Raw genomic sequence first — 16,113 nt, 5'->3', positions numbered from 1 at the left:
CGGCTTTGCTTGGATTGCCTGAAGAAGATCAGGCAGTTTCGCCGTAGACCGAAACCGTCACTTCCACCACCACGTCGGTGTGCAGAGCAACGCTCACAGTGCTTTCGCTCACGACCTTGATAGGGCCGTTGGGCAGGCGGATCTGAGACTTGGCAACCTTGTAGCCTTGCTTGTTCAGCTCTTCAGCGATGTCATGGTTGGTCACAGAACCAAACAGACGGCCGTCCACACCAGCTTTTTGTGTCAGCTTGATGGTGGTGCCAGCCAGCTTTTCGCCTTGGGCTTGGGCTTCTGCCAGCTTGGCGGCAGCAGCTTTTTCGAGTTCAGCGCGCTTGGCTTCGAACTCTGCCTTGGCAGCTTCGGTGGCGCGACGAGCACGGCCCGAAGGAATCAGGAAGTTACGGGCGTAGCCGTCTTTCACCTTGACGATTTCGCCGAGGTTGCCGAGGTTCACAACCTTGTCGAGCAGAATGATTTGCATGGGTTGTGCTCCTTAGATCTTGTGCTGGTCGCTGTAAGGCACCAGGGCCAGGAAGCGAGCGCGCTTGATGGCGGTGTTCAGCTGACGCTGGTAGATGGCGCGCGTGCCGGTCAGGCGCGCGGGAATGATCTTGCCGTTTTCGGCGATGAAATCACGCAGGGTATCGACATCCTTGTAGTCGATCTCTTCCACACCGGTCACTGTGAAGCGGCAGAAACGCTTGCGCTTGAACAGCAGGGACTGGGTGTTGCGCTTTGGGCGCTTGTCTTTATTGAACTTCTTGAACGTGGCCATTGCGGACCCCTTGAAAATTAATTTTGTTGAATATCCTGGATGTGGAGCACTGCGTTTTTGCCGTTGCGCGGGGTGGCCAGAAAACCTGAAAAAGTCCAGAGACTTCCGATGTTCTGCCTCGCCAGCCGCTCGGCCATTGCACCAAAGGCAACGGCCTTGATGGCAGCCTTGACAGCCCGGGGGTGACCTGCTTCTGTCTGTTGCGACTCGTGTTCGAGCCGCAGGTTGATGGCAGGCAAACCGGCGGGGGTGTAGCGCAGGGACTCAGCCTCTGCGATGCATGCTGTCAAGACGACGCGGTTCTCCACTCCAAAGTGGATGGATCAGCGCTCGCCAGCCGCTGCGTACTCGGCTTGGCTGGCCTTGCGGGCTTCTTCGCGCTCAACAGTCTTCATCATGGAAGATGGGCCGGTTTCAGCCTTCTTCTTCTTGACAGTCAGGTGGCGCAGCACGGCGTCGTTGAACTTGAAGGCATGCTCCAGCTCAGCCATCACAGCTTGGTCGGCTTCGATGTTCACGCACAGGTAGTGGGCCTTGGCCAGCTTGTTGATCAGGTATGCCAGTTGACGACGGCCCCAGTCTTCCACGCGGTGCACCTTACCGCCGCCGGCGGTGATCATGCCCTTGTAGCGCTCCAGCATGGCTGGAACTTGTTCGCTTTGATCCGGATGGATCAACAAAATGATTTCGTAATGACGCATGCATACTCCTTTTGGATGAAGCCGCCCGCTGCGTCCCAATCTTTTCGAGATTGTGCGGTGTGGCAAGGCAAAGCCGGAAATTATAGCCTTTGGCAGCACACTTGTACACTCTGGCTGGTTTTTGCCTTTCCCATACTGGGCAAGCGCCTGGAAAAACAGCCGCTCCAAGGGCCAAACCAAGGTTCTTTTGCCCCCACGACTTGAAATTCAGCGAAAGCCCCCAAGCTCTCGCGCGTACTGTTTTATTTACAAAGACTACGACATGTCCGACAACAGCCAGAACACATCTTCATCAGCCGCCCCGTCCCCCGAGGAAGTGGAAGCCGCCATGGCCGCCAATGCCTCCGACGAGCTGGCGCGCCTGCAAGGCGAGTTGGCTGAGCTCAAGGCCAAGAGTGCTGAATTGGCAGACCAGTTCCTGCGCGCCAAGGCAGAGGCGGAAAACGCCCGCCGCCGCGCCGAAGACGAAGTAGCCAAAGCCCGCAAGTTCGGGATCGAGAGCTTTGCCGAAAGCCTTCTGCCCGTGGCAGACAGCCTGGATGCAGCCTTGGCCATCAAGGAAGCCACGCCCCAGCAACTTCGCGAAGGAGCAGACGCGACCCTGCGCCAGCTCACCTCAGCTCTGGAACGCAACAAGGTGCTGGCCATCAATCCCGCAGCGGGCTCCAAGTTCGACCCACACCAGCATCAGGCGATCAGCGTCGTGCCTTCTGAGCAAGAGCCCAACACCATCGTGACTGTGCTGCAAAAGGGGTATGTGATTGCGGAGCGTGTGCTGCGCCCTGCACTGGTCACTGTCAGCGCCCCCAAATAAATTTTTCAAGGTAAATCGAGAGGGACGACTTGAACTAACGCAAGTTATCCACAAGTTACTAGCCATCCAAACTATTCAAGCATTCGGAGAAAAATCATGGGAAAAATCATCGGCATTGACCTGGGCACCACCAACAGCTGCGTCGCCATCATGGAGGGCAACACCACCCGCGTGATCGAAAACAGCGAAGGTGCACGCACCACGCCTTCCATCGTCGCCTACCAGGAAGACGGCGAGATCCTCGTCGGCGCATCGGCCAAGCGCCAGGCCGTGACCAACCCCAAGAACACGCTGTTCGCCATCAAGCGCCTGATTGGCCGCAAGTTCACCGAAAAAGAAGTGCAAAAGGACATCGACCTGATGCCCTACTCCATCGTGGCCGCCGATAACGGTGACGCCTGGGTGGAAGTGCGCGGCAAGAAGCTGTCGCCCCAGCAAGTCTCGGCCGACATCCTGCGCAAGATGAAGAAGACCGCCGAGGACTACCTGGGCGAGCCCGTGACCGAGGCCGTGATCACCGTGCCTGCGTACTTCAACGACGCACAACGCCAGGCCACCAAGGACGCTGGCCGCATTGCCGGCCTGGAAGTCAAGCGCATCATCAACGAACCCACTGCCGCAGCCCTGGCCTTTGGCCTGGACAAGCAGGAAAAGGGCGACCGCAAGATTGCCGTGTATGACCTGGGCGGCGGCACATTTGACGTGTCCATCATTGAAATCGCCGATGTGGATGGCGAAAAGCAGTTCGAAGTGCTGTCGACCAACGGCGACACCTTCCTGGGCGGCGAAGACTTCGACCAGCGCATCATCGACTACATCATTGGCGAGTTCAAGAAAGAACAAGGCGTTGACCTGTCCAAGGACGTGCTGGCCCTGCAACGCCTGAAGGAAGCCGCTGAAAAGGCCAAGATCGAGCTGTCGAACTCCGCATCGACCGACATCAACCTGCCCTACATCACCGCTGACGCCTCAGGCCCCAAGCACCTGAACGTGAAGCTGACCCGCGCCAAGCTGGAAGCCCTGGTGGAAGAGCTGATCGAGCGCACCATTGCGCCTTGCCGCACGGCCATCAAGGATGCCGGGATCAGCGTGTCGGACATCAACGACGTGATCTTGGTCGGTGGCATGACCCGTATGCCCAAGGTGCAAGAGAAGGTCAAGGAATTCTTCGGCAAGGAGCCCCGCAAGGACGTCAACCCTGACGAAGCCGTGGCCGTGGGCGCCGCCATTCAGGGCCAAGTGCTGTCGGGCGACCGCAAGGACGTGCTGCTGCTGGACGTGACTCCCCTGTCCCTGGGCATCGAAACCCTGGGCGGCGTCATGACCAAGATGATCACCAAGAACACGACCATCCCGACGAAGTTCGCACAGACCTTCTCGACGGCCGACGACAACCAGCCCGCCGTGACCATCAAGGTCTACCAGGGTGAGCGTGAAATGGCTTCGGGCAACAAGCTGCTGGGCGAGTTCAACCTGGAAGGCATTCCACCGGCAGCCCGTGGTGTTCCACAGATCGAAGTGTCGTTCGACATCGACGCCAACGGCATCCTGCATGTCGGCGCCAAGGACAAGGGCACCGGCAAGGAAAACAAGATCACCATCAAGGCGAACTCGGGCCTGTCGGAAGAAGAGATCCAGCGCATGGTCAAGGACGCCGAACTGAACGCGGCCGAAGACCACAAGAAGCTGGAACTGGTCCAGGCCCGCAACCAGGGTGAAGCCGCTGTCCACAGCGTGAACAAGAGCCTGGCCGAGCATGGCGACAAGCTCGAGGCCGCTGAAAAGGATGCCATCACCGCTGCCGTGAAGGACCTGGAAGAGGCCCTGAAGGGTGAAGACAAGGCTGCCATCGACGAAAAGACGACCGCGCTGATGGCTGCCAGCCAGAAGCTGGGCGAGAAGATGTACGCCGAGTCGCAGGCCGCGCAAGCAGCCCAGGCAGCAGGTGGTGCAGAAGGCGCAAGCGCTTCGGCCGGTGCCTCGGCCAAGCCCGCTGACGACGACAACGTGGTCGACGCAGAGGTCAAGGAAGTCAAGAAGGGCTAATCGCCCCTCGCGTTGACCCCAGCCGCCGCGCGGGGCCGAAAGAGCTTGCACACACAGGCTCCCAGGCTTGCGCGGCGTTCCTGTTCCAACCGGGCCAGAGATCACCATGTCGAAAAGAGACTTTTACGAAGTCCTGGGCGTTGCCAAAAACGCTTCGGACGAAGAAATCAAGAAGGCTTATCGCAAGCTGGCGATGAAGCACCACCCCGACCGCAACCAGGGTGATGCAGCCAAGCCCGCCGAGGAGAAATTCAAGGAGGCCAAAGAGGCCTACGAGATGCTCTCCGACCCGCAAAAGCGGGCCGCCTACGACCAATACGGCCACGCGGGGGTAGACCCCAACATGCGCGGCCCCGGTGGTGGGGCAGAAGGGTTTGGCGGCTTTGCCGAGGCGTTTGGCGACATCTTCGGCGACATGTTCGGCCAGCAGGGCGGACGCCGTGGCGCGGGTGGCCGCCAGGTGTACCGTGGCAGCGATCTCAGCTACGCCATGGAGATCACGCTGGAAGAAGCAGCACGCGGCAAGGATGCGCAAATCCGTATCCCGTCCTGGGATTCGTGCGACACCTGCCACGGCAGCGGTGCCAAGCCAGGCACCAGCGCCAAGACCTGCGGCACCTGCCAGGGCTCTGGCACCGTGCAGATGCGCCAGGGCTTCTTCAGCGTGCAGCAAACCTGCCCGCACTGCCGCGGCACGGGCAAGATCATTCCTGAGCCTTGCACCGCGTGCCATGGCCAGGGCAAGATCAAGAAGCAGAAGACGCTGGAAGTGAAGATTCCTGCGGGCATCGACGATGGCATGCGCATCCGCAGCACCGGCAACGGCGAGCCAGGCACCAACGGCGGCCCACCGGGCGACCTGTACATCGAAATCCGCATCAAGAAGCACGACATCTTCGAGCGCGATGGCGATGACCTGCACTGCCAGGTGCCGGTGAGCTTCATCACGGCGGCCCTGGGCGGCGAGATCGAAGTGCCCACGCTGGCGGGCAAGGCGGCCATTGATATCCCTGAAGGCACGCAGGCTGGCAAGCAGTTCCGCCTGCGCGGCAAGGGCATCAAGGGCGTGCGCTCCAGCTACCCTGGCGACCTGTACTGCCACATTGCGGTGGAGACGCCGGTCAAGCTCACCGAGCACCAGCGCAAGCTGTTGCGCGAATTGGAAGAGTCCCTGAAAAAAGGCGGCTCCCGCCATTCGCCCAGCGGCGAGAGCTGGACGGATCGCCTGAAGAACTTGTTCAGCTGATCGGTTTCTGTGCGCTGCACCAGCGCACAGCCAGGCGGCAGCGCTGTAGCCTCCACAAAAAGCGACCCGGTTTACGCCGGGTCTTTTTTTTCATGCATCGCCCGCAAGAACGAACCGCCAATCCCAAGTCCCATCGTTGATGACCATCAAGACTCCCCAAGGACTGAGCAGCGGCCCCGCTGAGAGCCATCGACGCAGCGCATACCATGGAGGCTTGCAGCAACGGGAGAAACACACATGAGCGTGAGCATCACCTTTCTGGGCGGATCCGGCACCGTGACCGGGTCGAAGTACCTGGTGCGCCACAACGGCAAAAGCATGCTGATGGATTGCGGGCTATTCCAGGGCTACAAGCAACTGCGCCTGCGCAACTGGCAGCCACTGCCCTTGTCGCCCCACGAGATCGACTCGGTGGTTCTCACCCACGCCCACCTGGACCACAGCGGCTACCTGCCCCTGCTCGCCCGCGACGGCTACCACCGCGACATCCATGCCACGCGGGGCACCCGCGACCTGTGCGCCATCCTGCTGCCTGACAGCGGCCACCTGCAAGAAGAAGACGCGGCCTTCCTGAACCGCCACAAACTCAGCAGCCACAGCCCTGCGCTGCCGCTGTACACCCGGCTGGATGCCCTGCACTGCCTCAAGCAATTCAAGCCCCATGGCCTGCACCAGCGCTTTGAGCCCCTGCCCGGCTGGTACGCCACGTTTTCGAACGCCGGGCACATCCTGGGCGCGGCCAGCGTGCTGCTGGAAGTGGGCGGGCGCCGGATTCTGTTCTCGGGCGACCTGGGGCGGCCCGATGACATGCTGATGAACCCGCCCGACGCGCCGCCCAAGGCCGACACGGTGCTGGTGGAATCCACCTACGGCGACCGGGAACACCCGGCCGAAGACCTGTTGAGCGAACTCGGCCCCGCGCTGGCGCGTCTGGCTGCACGCGGGGGCGTGGCCGTGGTGCCGGTGTTTGCCGTGGGGCGCGCGCAGGTGGTGCTGCATGCCATCGGCTTACTTAAAGCGCAGGGCGTAATTCCAGCCTCACTCAAGGTGTTTCTCGACAGCCCCATGGCCGTCAGCACCACGGGGCTGTACCAGCACCACCTGGGCGAACACCGCCTCAATGCCCGGGAAGTGAACGCACTGGAGCATGGCGCGACGATGGTGCAAACCCCAGAACAATCCAAAGGCTTGGCGCGCTTGCATGGCCCCATGGTCATCCTGGCAGCCAGCGGCATGGCCACGGGCGGCCGTGTGCTGCACCACCTGGCGCTGCACTCTGGCGACCACCGCAACATGATCATCCTGACAGGCCACCAGGCCCCCGGAACCCGTGGCGCACGCCTCGCCGACGGCGAGCGATCCATACGCATTCACGGGCAAGACGTTGCCGTACGGGCGGAAGTGGTCAAGCTCAACTCCGCCTCCGCCCATGCCGACAGCCACCAGCTCATCGCCTGGCTGCGCAGCATGGAGCACGCACCCGACCGGGTGTTTGTCGTGCATGGCGAAATGAGTGCATCAGACCAGTTGCGACAACGCATCTCGCACGAGCTGCACTGGCAAGCCCAAGTGCCCGAGCACGGCTGCACCGTCGAGCTGTAGGCTGGGGCTTGGCCTGCGTTGGGTGCGGCAACACCGCACCCAACAGCCGAAATTTTTCAAAAAAGAGAGCGCCTGGCGCTTATCCAGTGCGGCCTAGAGGCATATTTCATTAGAAATTTGCCTCTGGCCGTGGCGTCCCAGTCAAAACCCGACAACGATGCAAGTCATCGCGTTTGGCGATGGCTTTCGATGAAAATTGGGTGGAAAATAGAAAGCCTTCTCCGAACAAGAAGGCAAGCCCTTTCAACGCCCGCCATGAAAAGCTCAGAGCGCAACTTTGCGCGCCGCATTGACCTCACCTCGCTGCAACTGTTTGTGGCGGTGTGTGAGCTGGGCAGCATTGGCCGCGCGGCGGAGCGGGAATTCATCGCCGCATCGGCCGTGAGCAAGCGCCTGTCCGATCTGGAAGCCGCGGTAGACACCGCCCTGCTCTACCGCCACAGCCGCGGGGTCACCCTCACCCCGGCGGGCGAAAGCCTGCTGCACCATGCGCGCACCGTGCTTTTCGGGCTGGAGCGCATGCAGGGCGAATTGAGCGAATACGCCGAAGGCGTGCGCGGCCATGTGCGGGTGCACGCCAACATCTCGGCCATCTTCCAGTTTCTGCCCGAAGACCTGGGCGCGTTTGCGCGCCAGCACAGCCAGATCAAGATCGACCTGCAGGAACACCTGAGCACCGCCGTGCTGCACGCCGTGCAGGAAGGCGCCGCTGACCTGGGCATTTGCAACGTGGGCATGGGCAGTGGTGGCACGCAAGAGCTGCCCAGCCGCCCTTACCGCTCTGATCGCTTGATGCTTGTGGTGCCCGCAGGGCACGAGCTGGCAGCGCTGGACGCTATTGATTTTGAAGCAGTTCTGGACTGGGACATCGTGGGCCTGCATGCCAACAGCAGCATCAGCCTGGCCATGCGCGCAGCAGCCGCTGCCGCTGGCCGCCCCTTGCGCCAGCGCATCCAGGTCACGGGGCTCGATGCCATGTGCCGCATGATCGACAACGGCCTGGGCGTAGGGCTGCTGCCCGACCGCGCCTTTGCGCTGATGCGCAGCGTGGGCCGCCTCACGGCCGTGCCCCTGACGGATGCCTGGGCCCGCCGCGAACTGCGCGTGGTGGCCCGCGACTTTGACGCTCTGCCCGTGACATCGCGCCTGCTGGTAGAACACTTGACAGCACCGCGCCAAGCCCCGACACCAGCCACCGTGGCCACCCCGGAATTGGCACCGCAACACTAGAATCATTGACCCACCTGAAAGAAGACCACGCTATGGGACGCACCCTCTACGACAAGATCTGGGACGAGCACGTTGTCCACACCGAAGAAGATGGCACGTCCATCCTCTACATCGACCGGCATCTGGTGCACGAGGTGACCAGCCCACAAGCCTTTGAAGGACTGCGCGAAGCCGGCCGCAAGGTGTGGCGCACCAGCTCCATCGTGGCCACCGCCGACCACAACACGCCCACCACCGGCTGGGAAAAGGGCTACGACGGCATCACCGACCCGATCAGCAAAGAGCAGATCACCACGCTGGACAAGAACATGGCGCAGATCACGCCCGCCGCGTTCTTCCCCTTCATGCACAAGCGCCAGGGCATCGTGCACGTGATTGGCCCTGAAAACGGCGCCACCCTGCCCGGCATGACGGTGGTGTGCGGCGACAGCCACACCAGCACGCACGGTGCGTTTGGCGCACTGGCCCACGGCATTGGCACTTCGGAAGTCGAGCACGTGATGGCCACGCAAACCCTGCTGGCCAAGAAGGCCAAGAACATGCTGGTGCAGGTCGATGGCACGCTGGCCAAAGGCGTCACGCCCAAGGACGTGGTGCTGGCCATCATCGGCAAGATCGGCACCGCTGGCGGCACGGGCTACACCATTGAATTTGCAGGCTCTGTCTTCCGCGCCATGAGCATGGAAGGCCGCATGACCGTGTGCAACATGGCCATCGAAGCCGGTGCCCGCGCAGGCCTGGTGGCGGTGGATGACAAGACCATTGAATACGTGAAGGGCCGCCCCCTGTCGCCCACGGGCGTGGAATGGGATCAGGCCGTGGCGTACTGGAAGACGCTGCACTCTGACGCCGACGCGAAGTTTGACGCCGTGGTCAAGCTCGACGCCTCTGAAATCGTGCCGCAAGTCACCTGGGGCACCAGCCCCGAGATGGTGCTGGGCGTGGACGCCCGCGTGCCCGACCCTGACAAGGAAAAGGACGCCACCAAGCGCGGCGCCATTGAGCGTGCCTTGACGTACATGGGCCTGCAGCCTGGCAGGCCGATCAACGACATCACCATCGACAAGGTGTTCATCGGCTCTTGCACCAACAGCCGCATCGAAGACATGCGCGAAGCCGCTGCCGTGGTGAAAAGCCTGGGCCGCAAGGTGGCCAGCAATGTGAAGCTGGCGATGGTGGTACCAGGCTCGGGCCTCGTCAAAGAGCAGGCCGAGCGCGAAGGCCTGGACCAGATCTTCAAGGCCGCAGGCTTTGAATGGCGCGAACCCGGCTGCAGCATGTGCCTGGCCATGAACGCCGACCGCCTGGAGCCCGGCGAGCGCTGCGCATCCACCAGCAACCGCAACTTTGAAGGCCGCCAGGGCAACGGCGGCCGCACCCACCTGGTGAGCCCCGCCATGGCCGCAGCGGCTGCCGTTCATGGCCACTTTGTGGACATCCGTCAATTCGCCTGACCCTCAACCAAGGAGCACACCATGAACAAGACTGTCGCCTTCATCACCCTCGCGCTGGCCTTCGTGCTGGCGGGTTGCAACACCGTCAAGGGTGTGGGCCAAGACATTGAACGCGCAGGCAACGCCATTGAGCGCGCTGCCAAGTAACACAAGGCCATCCATGCAGAAATTCACCTTGCTCAAGGGCCTCGTCGCCCCCATGGACCGCGAGAACGTCGACACCGACGCCATCATCCCCAAGCAGTTCCTCAAGTCGATCAAGAAGACAGGCTTCGGCCCCAACCTGTTTGACGAGTGGCGCTATCTGGACAAGGGTGAGCCCGGCATCCCCGAGAGCCAGCGCAAGCCCAACCCCGACTTCGTGCTGAACCAGCCGCGCTACCAGGGCGCCAGCATCCTGCTGGCCCGCAAGAACTTCGGCTGCGGCTCCAGCCGCGAGCACGCGCCCTGGGCGCTGGACCAGTACGGCTTTCGCGCCATCATCGCGCCCAGCTTTGCCGACATCTTCTTCAACAACTGCTTCAAGAACGGCCTCTTGCCCATCGTGCTGCCCGAAACCACCGTGGCCCAGCTGTTTGACGAGGTGGCCGCCTTCCCCGGCTACCAGCTCACCATCGATCTGGAGCGCCAGGTCATCGTGCGCCCACAGGGTGAAGAGATCCCGTTCGAAGTGCAGGCTTTCCGCAAATACTGCCTGCTCAACGGCTTTGACGACATCGGCCTGACCCTGCGCCAGTCTGACAAGATCCGCGCCTTTGAAGCCCAGCGCCTGGCTACCAAGCCCTGGCTCGCGCACTCGATGGTTTCCTGATCAGACATTAAGCAAAAATGGCCTCCAGCGCTTATCTGATAAGCGCTGGCAGCTATCAAAAGTAAAGCACCAAACAATGAAAATCGCAGTTCTGCCGGGTGACGGCATCGGTACCGAAATCGTGGCCGAGGCCGTCAAGGTCTTGAAGGCACTTGACCTGAAGTTTGAAATGGAATCCGCTCTGGTGGGCGGCGCCGCATTCGACGCCCATGGCCACCCCCTGCCCGAAGCCACCCTCAAGCTGGCCAAAGAGGCGGATGCCGTGCTGTTTGGTGCCGTGGGCGACTGGAAATACGACAAGCTCGACCGCCCCCTGCGCCCGGAGCAAGCCATTCTGGGCCTGCGCAAGAACCTGGGCCTCTTCGCCAACTTCCGCCCTGCCATCTGCTACGAGCAGCTCGTCGGCGCCTCGAGCCTCAAGCCCGAGCTGATCGCGGGTCTGGACATCCTCATCATCCGCGAACTGACGGGCGACATCTACTTCGGCCAACCGCGCGGCCGCCGCACTGCCGTGGACGGGCACTTCCCCGGTGCTGAGGAAGCCTTCGACACCATGCGCTACTCCAAGCCCGAAATCGAGCGCATCGCCCACGTCGCCTTCCAGGCCGCCCGCAAGCGGAGCAAGAAGGTCACCAGCGTGGACAAGGCCAACGTGCTCGAAACCTTCCAGTTCTGGAAGGACGTGGTGACTGAAGTGGGCCAGCAGTACCCCGATGTGGAACTGCAGCACATGTACGTGGACAACGCCGCCATGCAACTGGTCAAGGCCCCCAAGGCATTTGACGTGGTCGTGACCGGCAACATGTTTGGCGACATCTTGAGCGACGAGGCCTCGATGCTCACCGGCTCCATCGGCATGCTGCCCTCGGCCAGCCTGAACAGCAGCAACCAGGGCCTGTACGAACCCAGCCACGGCAGCGCCCCCGACATCGCCGGCAAAGGCGTGGCCAACCCCCTGGCCACCATCCTGAGCGCCGCGATGATGCTGCGCTTCAGCCTGAACCAGGAGGCCGCCGCCCAGCGCATCGAAGCCGCCGTGCAAAAGGTGCTGGCCCAAGGCCTGCGCACGCCCGACATCTACAGCGAAGGCACCACCAAGGTGGGCACCGCGCAGATGGGCGATGCCGTGGTGAAGGCGCTCGCCTGATCCCAGGTTTGCCATGACATTTCAAGGGCGGCTGTGGCCGCCCTTTTTCTTTGCACAATCGTCGTATGCAATTCCCGCATTGGCCCATGCACGCAATCGGCTAGAATCTGCGCATGTTTGCCGCCCGCCCGTTCGTCCTGAACACCGCTACTGCCGCCCTGGCAGGCGTGGCTGTGCGCGCAATCACCACCAAAACCACGACCATTATTAAGGGCTGATCCAGCTCCGGTACCGTCGTGCGCCCTCCCTGGCCAGACGAGCCGGGGCAAACAGTCTGGTCTGGCACTGTTTCTTAATCTGAAAGGGCGTTGAAATGAGCAAGTTGGTAGGTTTGGTCGGCTGGCGCGGCATGGTCGGCTCGGTGTTGATGGACCGCATGATCGAAGAAAAAGACTTCGACCTGATCGAGCCATTGTTCTTCTCCACATCCAACGCAGGCGGCAAGGCCCCCGCACAAGCCAAGAACGAAACCACCCTGCAAGACGCGTACAACATCGACGCCTTGAAGCGCTGCGACATCATCATCACGGCTCAAGGCGGCGACTACACCACGCAAGTCTTCCCCAAGCTGCGCGCAGCGGGCTGGAACGGCCACTGGATCGACGCAGCATCGACCCTGCGCATGGAAAAAGACGCCGTCATCATCCTCGACCCCGTCAACATGCCCGTCATCAAAGATGCGCTGGCCAACGGTGGCAAGAACTGGGTGGGCGGCAACTGCACCGTGAGCTGCATGCTGATGGGTGTGGGCGCGCTCTACAAGGCCGGTCTTGTCGAGTGGATGAGCACCCAGACCTACCAAGCCGCATCGGGCGGTGGCGCGCAGCACATGCGTGAGCTGCTCACGCAATACGGCACGTTGAATGCCGAAGTGAAGTCTCTGCTGGATGACCCCAAGAGCGCCATCCTGGAAATCGACCGCAAGGTCATCGCCAAGCAGCGCAGCCTGTCTGCCGCTGAAACCGCCAACTTTGGCGTGCCCCTGGGCGGCTCGCTGATCCCCTGGATCGACAAGGACCTGGGCAACGGCCAGTCCAAGGAAGAGTGGAAGGGCATGGCCGAGACCAACAAGATTCTCGGGTTGGGCGAAGGCTTCAGCTCTGCCGCCATCCCGGTCGACGGCTTCTGCGTGCGCGTAGGCGCCATGCGCTGCCACAGCCAGGCTCTGACCTTCAAGCTCAAAAAGGATGTGCCCGCGGCCGACCTCGAAGCCATGATCGCCGCCGATAACGAGTGGGTGAAGGTGGTGCCCAACACCCGCGAGGCCACCATCAAGGATCTGACCCCCGTGGCCGTGACCGGCACCATGACCATCCCTGTAGGCCGCATCCGCAAGCTGGCCATGGGCCCCGAGTATGTGGGTGCCTTCACTATTGGCGACCAATTGCTGTGGGGCGCTGCGGAACCCCTGCGCCGCATGCTGCGGATTTTGTTGTCCGCCTGATTTCAAAGGCCTGCACCCAGCGCGCAAAACCGACGTTTTGCGCGCTTTTTTCATTCTCGAGCGCAGAAACAACCAGTTACGCCACGTTGTCGAATGGCAACAGGTTTACGCCTCAAATGAGAGCCCATGGTTGCCCACCAAAGCTTCGACGCCACCTCAGCTTGTCACTGCAAAACATTGCTGCTATGGTGCTTTTTACATATTTTCACGCTCCGGGGCGGGAACAGCACATGAGAAAAACAACACCGCTCGACCGAGCCGCACCACCTAATCAGTTGATGGCAAACATGCATCGTTGGAAATTTTCAGCTCTGGCGGCTGCTGCCGTGCTTTGCGTCGGCCTGCACGCAGGCGAGGCGTCTGCTTTGGCCCTGGGGCGAATCACGGTGCAATCAGCGCTGGGTGAGCCTTTACGCGCCGAGATCGACGTACCTCAAATCACTCAGGCGGAAGCTGAGACCCTGCGTGCCACCGCGGCATCACCCGAGGTGTTCCGATCCCAAGGCATGGAGTTCAATCCGCTGATGAACGCCTTGCAGATCCAGCTGCAACGCCGTGCGGATGGCAGCGCCGTGCTGCGGGTCTCCAGCGACCGCCCGGTCAACGACCCGTTTCTCGATCTGGTCCTGGACACCACCTGGGGCACAGGCAAGATTGTTCGCAGCTACACCCTGCTGCTGGACCCACCGGCATTGCGCAGTGCAGCACCTACAGCCACAGCAGCGCCCCAGATCACAGTGCCAGCCGCCGCGGCACAGCAACGCCCCGTCCCTGCGCGTGTAGCGACTCCAGCCGCACCCGCCGTGCGTGCACCCGCAGCATCGCGCCCCGCCCCCGCCGACGGCGTGACCGTCAAGCCTGGCGACACGGCCGGTCGCATTGCAAATGCCCACCGCCCTGCAGATGTGTCTCTGGACCAGATGCTCGTGGCCCTGATGCGCGCCAACCCCGACGCATTCATCCAGGGTAACGTGAACCGCGTACGCGCCGGCTCTGTGCTGCAGATTCCAGATGAAGCCACCGCCAAGTCGGTGTCCAACACCGAGGCTCGCCAAATCCTGGCAGCCCAAAGCCGCGACTTCAACACCTTCCGCCGCAAGTTGGCTGATGCCGCACCGAGCGCAACAGTGGCCTCGGCCGAGCGCTCGGCCAGTGGCAAGGTGCAGGCCCAGGTGGAAGACCGCAAGCCCGCAACAGCTGCCCCAGACAAGCTGACCCTCTCGAAGGGTTCTCTCAAGGGCCAAAAGGCTGCTGAAGACCAGTTGGCGAAAGACAAGCAAGCCAGCGAGGCCAATGCCCGCATGGCCGAGCTGTCCAAGAACATCAGCGACCTGAACAAGGTCAGCGCGGCCTCTGCTGCAGGCGCGGCTCCAGCCACCGCCCCAGCGGCCAGTACGCCTGCGGCGATCAAGGCAGAAGTGCCCGGCGTTCCCGCCACCCCGACAGCCCCGCAAGCACCTGCTTCGACACCCGAGGTGCCAGCCGAAGCGGCCAGCACCCCTGAGGATGCTGCGTCCGCTCCTGATACCACTGCGTCTGCACCTGCCGCCGAGGCATCTGCACCTGCAGCGCCCGCACCCAAGGTGGTCGTGCCTCCTCCACCACCCATCGAAGAGCCCAGCTTCCTTGATGGGCTGATGGAAGACCCCATGATTCCATTGGCCGGTGGCGGCCTGCTGGCTCTGTTGATCGGTTATGGCGCTTACCGTGTCGTGCAGCGCCGCCGTGGCGCTGGCGGCGTAGACAGCTCCTTCATGGAAAGCCGCATTCAGCCTGACTCGTTCTTCGGCGCCAGCGGTGGCCAACGCATCGACACCGCCAACAGCGAAATGACCACGGGCGGCTCTTCCATGGCCTACTCGCCCAGCCAGCTGGATGCTGGCGGCGATGTGGACCCTGTTGCAGAAGCCGACGTCTACCTGGCCTATGGCCGCGACCTGCAAGCGGAAGAGATTCTGAAAGAGGCGATTCGCCACAACCCCGCACGGGTTTCCGTCCACGTCAAGCTGGGCGAAATTTACGCCAAACGCCAGGACCGCAAGGCCCTGGAAGCAGTGGCAGGCGACGTGTTCAAGCTCACCCAGGGTGAGGGCCCCGACTGGGCCCGCATCACCGAACTGGGCCGCGGCCTGGATCCGGAAAATGCCCTGTACCAACCCGGTGGACGCCCCGGCGGTGAAGTCGCTCAGCCCGCCCCCGCCGGCGGCTTTGCGAGCACGATGCCCGCCGCGATGGGTGCCGTTGCGGCTGCTGCACTGCCTTCTGATCTCGACCTGGACCTGGATCTCGACCTGCCAGACGATGCCCTGACGGATGCCCCCGCCGCCGGCGGGTTCGCCGCAGCGGCTGCGGCCTCTGGCCTGGCTCCCGAAATGGAACCGCCTTCGCTGGATGACGAGCCAGAAACGGCCCGCCCCCCTATGGCTGAAGCCGCTCCGACGCTCGACCCACTGGGCGCCGCAGATGATCTGAGCATTGCACCCTCTGGCCTCGCGCCTTTGTCGTCTGACACCCCAGACAACAACACGCTGGAATTCGATCTGGGAGATCTCTCGCTCGACCTGACAGCGCCTTCCACCCTCAGCACGCCCACGCCGAGTACACCATCGGTCAGCGAAGAAATCACCACGGCATCTGCACCAATGGGTGACGATGACGATGATGGCGAGGCTGCTGCTCATGACGATCCTCTGGCGACCAAACTGGCGCTGGCGGAAGAGTTCAACGCGATCGGCGATACCGATGGTGCCCGCACCCTGATCGAGGAAGTGGTGGCAGAGGCAACAGGCGCACTCAAAACCCGCGCCCAGCGCTTGCTGGCTGATCTGGGCTGATGCCGCCAG

At 62.3% G+C, this 16,113-nt stretch carries 15 protein-coding genes; 11 read left to right on the top strand and 4 right to left on the bottom strand.

Annotated features, from left to right (window positions below):
* Nucleotides 1-28: 28 nt before the first annotated feature.
* Genes rplI through rpsF form a run of 4 tightly spaced genes read right to left on the bottom strand, consistent with a single transcriptional unit; the run spans nt 29 to nt 1,476 of the window.
* Nucleotides 29-481, bottom strand: a complete 453-nt coding sequence (rplI, locus tag IHV84_RS09550; protein ID WP_198846689.1) for a 50S ribosomal protein L9 — start codon at nt 479-481, stop codon at nt 29-31.
* Between the two features lie 12 nt (nt 482-493).
* Entirely contained in the window at nt 494-775 is a 282-nt protein-coding gene (gene rpsR, locus IHV84_RS09545) for a 30S ribosomal protein S18 (RefSeq protein ID WP_044397946.1), read from the bottom strand.
* A 17-nt stretch (nt 776-792) separates the two neighbouring features.
* Complete coding sequence (gene priB, locus IHV84_RS09540) at nt 793-1,083, bottom strand: primosomal replication protein N (protein WP_044397944.1); 291 nt, start codon at nt 1,081-1,083, stop codon at nt 793-795.
* Nucleotides 1,084-1,098: 15 nt separating this feature from the next.
* Nucleotides 1,099-1,476, bottom strand: coding sequence for a 30S ribosomal protein S6 (gene rpsF / locus IHV84_RS09535; RefSeq protein ID WP_142083640.1), 378 nt, complete (start codon nt 1,474-1,476; stop codon nt 1,099-1,101).
* 262 nt (nt 1,477-1,738) lie between these two features.
* Here rpsF and grpE point away from each other — a divergent pair, with 262 nt between their 5' ends.
* The 11 genes from grpE (at nt 1,739) to IHV84_RS09480 (ending at nt 16,104) form a co-directional block, all read left to right on the top strand.
* A complete protein-coding gene (gene grpE / locus IHV84_RS09530; protein ID WP_066690788.1) occupies nt 1,739-2,290 on the top strand; it encodes a nucleotide exchange factor GrpE in 552 nt (183 codons plus the stop codon).
* Nucleotides 2,291-2,386: 96 nt separating this feature from the next.
* Nucleotides 2,387-4,336: a molecular chaperone DnaK gene (gene dnaK, locus IHV84_RS09525; RefSeq protein ID WP_198846688.1), complete on the top strand. Its 1,950-nt coding sequence runs from the start codon at nt 2,387-2,389 to the stop codon at nt 4,334-4,336.
* Between the two features lie 106 nt (nt 4,337-4,442).
* Nucleotides 4,443-5,582 carry a molecular chaperone DnaJ gene (gene dnaJ / locus IHV84_RS09520; protein ID WP_198846687.1) on the top strand — a complete coding sequence of 380 codons (1,140 nt, stop codon included), beginning with the start codon at nt 4,443-4,445 and terminating at the stop codon, nt 5,580-5,582.
* Between the two features lie 237 nt (nt 5,583-5,819).
* Nucleotides 5,820-7,184: an MBL fold metallo-hydrolase RNA specificity domain-containing protein gene (locus IHV84_RS09515; protein ID WP_044397935.1), complete on the top strand. Its 1,365-nt coding sequence runs from the start codon at nt 5,820-5,822 to the stop codon at nt 7,182-7,184.
* Between the two features lie 255 nt (nt 7,185-7,439).
* On the top strand, nt 7,440-8,414 hold the full coding sequence (locus IHV84_RS09510) for a LysR family transcriptional regulator (protein WP_044397933.1): 975 nt from the start codon (nt 7,440-7,442) through the stop codon (nt 8,412-8,414).
* 32 nt (nt 8,415-8,446) lie between these two features.
* Nucleotides 8,447-9,868 carry a 3-isopropylmalate dehydratase large subunit gene (gene leuC, locus IHV84_RS09505; RefSeq protein WP_142083634.1) on the top strand — a complete coding sequence of 474 codons (1,422 nt, stop codon included), beginning with the start codon at nt 8,447-8,449 and terminating at the stop codon, nt 9,866-9,868.
* Between the two features lie 21 nt (nt 9,869-9,889).
* A complete protein-coding gene (locus IHV84_RS09500) occupies nt 9,890-10,015 on the top strand; it encodes an entericidin A/B family lipoprotein (RefSeq protein ID WP_044397931.1) in 126 nt (41 codons plus the stop codon).
* A gap of 13 nt (nt 10,016-10,028) precedes the next feature.
* Nucleotides 10,029-10,679: a 3-isopropylmalate dehydratase small subunit gene (gene leuD / locus IHV84_RS09495; RefSeq protein WP_198846686.1), complete on the top strand. Its 651-nt coding sequence runs from the start codon at nt 10,029-10,031 to the stop codon at nt 10,677-10,679.
* Between the two features lie 76 nt (nt 10,680-10,755).
* Nucleotides 10,756-11,826 carry a 3-isopropylmalate dehydrogenase gene (gene leuB / locus IHV84_RS09490; RefSeq protein WP_198846685.1) on the top strand — a complete coding sequence of 357 codons (1,071 nt, stop codon included), beginning with the start codon at nt 10,756-10,758 and terminating at the stop codon, nt 11,824-11,826.
* Between the two features lie 313 nt (nt 11,827-12,139).
* Nucleotides 12,140-13,270 (top strand): aspartate-semialdehyde dehydrogenase, encoded by a 1,131-nt coding sequence (gene asd, locus IHV84_RS09485; protein WP_198846684.1) that lies wholly within the window; start codon nt 12,140-12,142, stop codon nt 13,268-13,270.
* 287 nt (nt 13,271-13,557) lie between these two features.
* Nucleotides 13,558-16,104: a FimV/HubP family polar landmark protein gene (locus IHV84_RS09480; RefSeq protein WP_233099931.1), complete on the top strand. Its 2,547-nt coding sequence runs from the start codon at nt 13,558-13,560 to the stop codon at nt 16,102-16,104.
* Nucleotides 16,105-16,113: the final 9 nt, after the last annotated feature.

This window comes from Acidovorax sp. IB03 (assembly GCF_016406015.1).
In the GTDB taxonomy this organism is placed as follows: domain Bacteria; phylum Pseudomonadota; class Gammaproteobacteria; order Burkholderiales; family Burkholderiaceae_C; genus Acidovorax; species Acidovorax temperans.
Note: the sequence above shows the minus strand (reverse complement) of the source record. Positions and strands in the feature narration are given on the sequence as shown.

Coding starts and splice junctions, on each gene's coding strand:
- leuD (WP_198846686.1), top strand. CDS start 10,029: ATGCAGAAATTCACCTTGCTCAAGGGCCTCGTCGCCCCCATGGACCGC.
- dnaJ (WP_198846687.1), top strand. CDS start 4,443: ATGTCGAAAAGAGACTTTTACGAAGTCCTGGGCGTTGCCAAAAACGCT.
- rpsR (WP_044397946.1), bottom strand. CDS start 775: ATGGCCACGTTCAAGAAGTTCAATAAAGACAAGCGCCCAAAGCGCAAC.
- rpsF (WP_142083640.1), bottom strand. CDS start 1,476: ATGCGTCATTACGAAATCATTTTGTTGATCCATCCGGATCAAAGCGAA.
- dnaK (WP_198846688.1), top strand. CDS start 2,387: ATGGGAAAAATCATCGGCATTGACCTGGGCACCACCAACAGCTGCGTC.
- asd (WP_198846684.1), top strand. CDS start 12,140: ATGAGCAAGTTGGTAGGTTTGGTCGGCTGGCGCGGCATGGTCGGCTCG.
- IHV84_RS09515 (WP_044397935.1), top strand. CDS start 5,820: ATGAGCGTGAGCATCACCTTTCTGGGCGGATCCGGCACCGTGACCGGG.
- IHV84_RS09500 (WP_044397931.1), top strand. CDS start 9,890: ATGAACAAGACTGTCGCCTTCATCACCCTCGCGCTGGCCTTCGTGCTG.
- leuC (WP_142083634.1), top strand. CDS start 8,447: ATGGGACGCACCCTCTACGACAAGATCTGGGACGAGCACGTTGTCCAC.
- leuB (WP_198846685.1), top strand. CDS start 10,756: ATGAAAATCGCAGTTCTGCCGGGTGACGGCATCGGTACCGAAATCGTG.
- IHV84_RS09510 (WP_044397933.1), top strand. CDS start 7,440: ATGAAAAGCTCAGAGCGCAACTTTGCGCGCCGCATTGACCTCACCTCG.
- IHV84_RS09480 (WP_233099931.1), top strand. CDS start 13,558: ATGCATCGTTGGAAATTTTCAGCTCTGGCGGCTGCTGCCGTGCTTTGC.
- grpE (WP_066690788.1), top strand. CDS start 1,739: ATGTCCGACAACAGCCAGAACACATCTTCATCAGCCGCCCCGTCCCCC.
- rplI (WP_198846689.1), bottom strand. CDS start 481: ATGCAAATCATTCTGCTCGACAAGGTTGTGAACCTCGGCAACCTCGGC.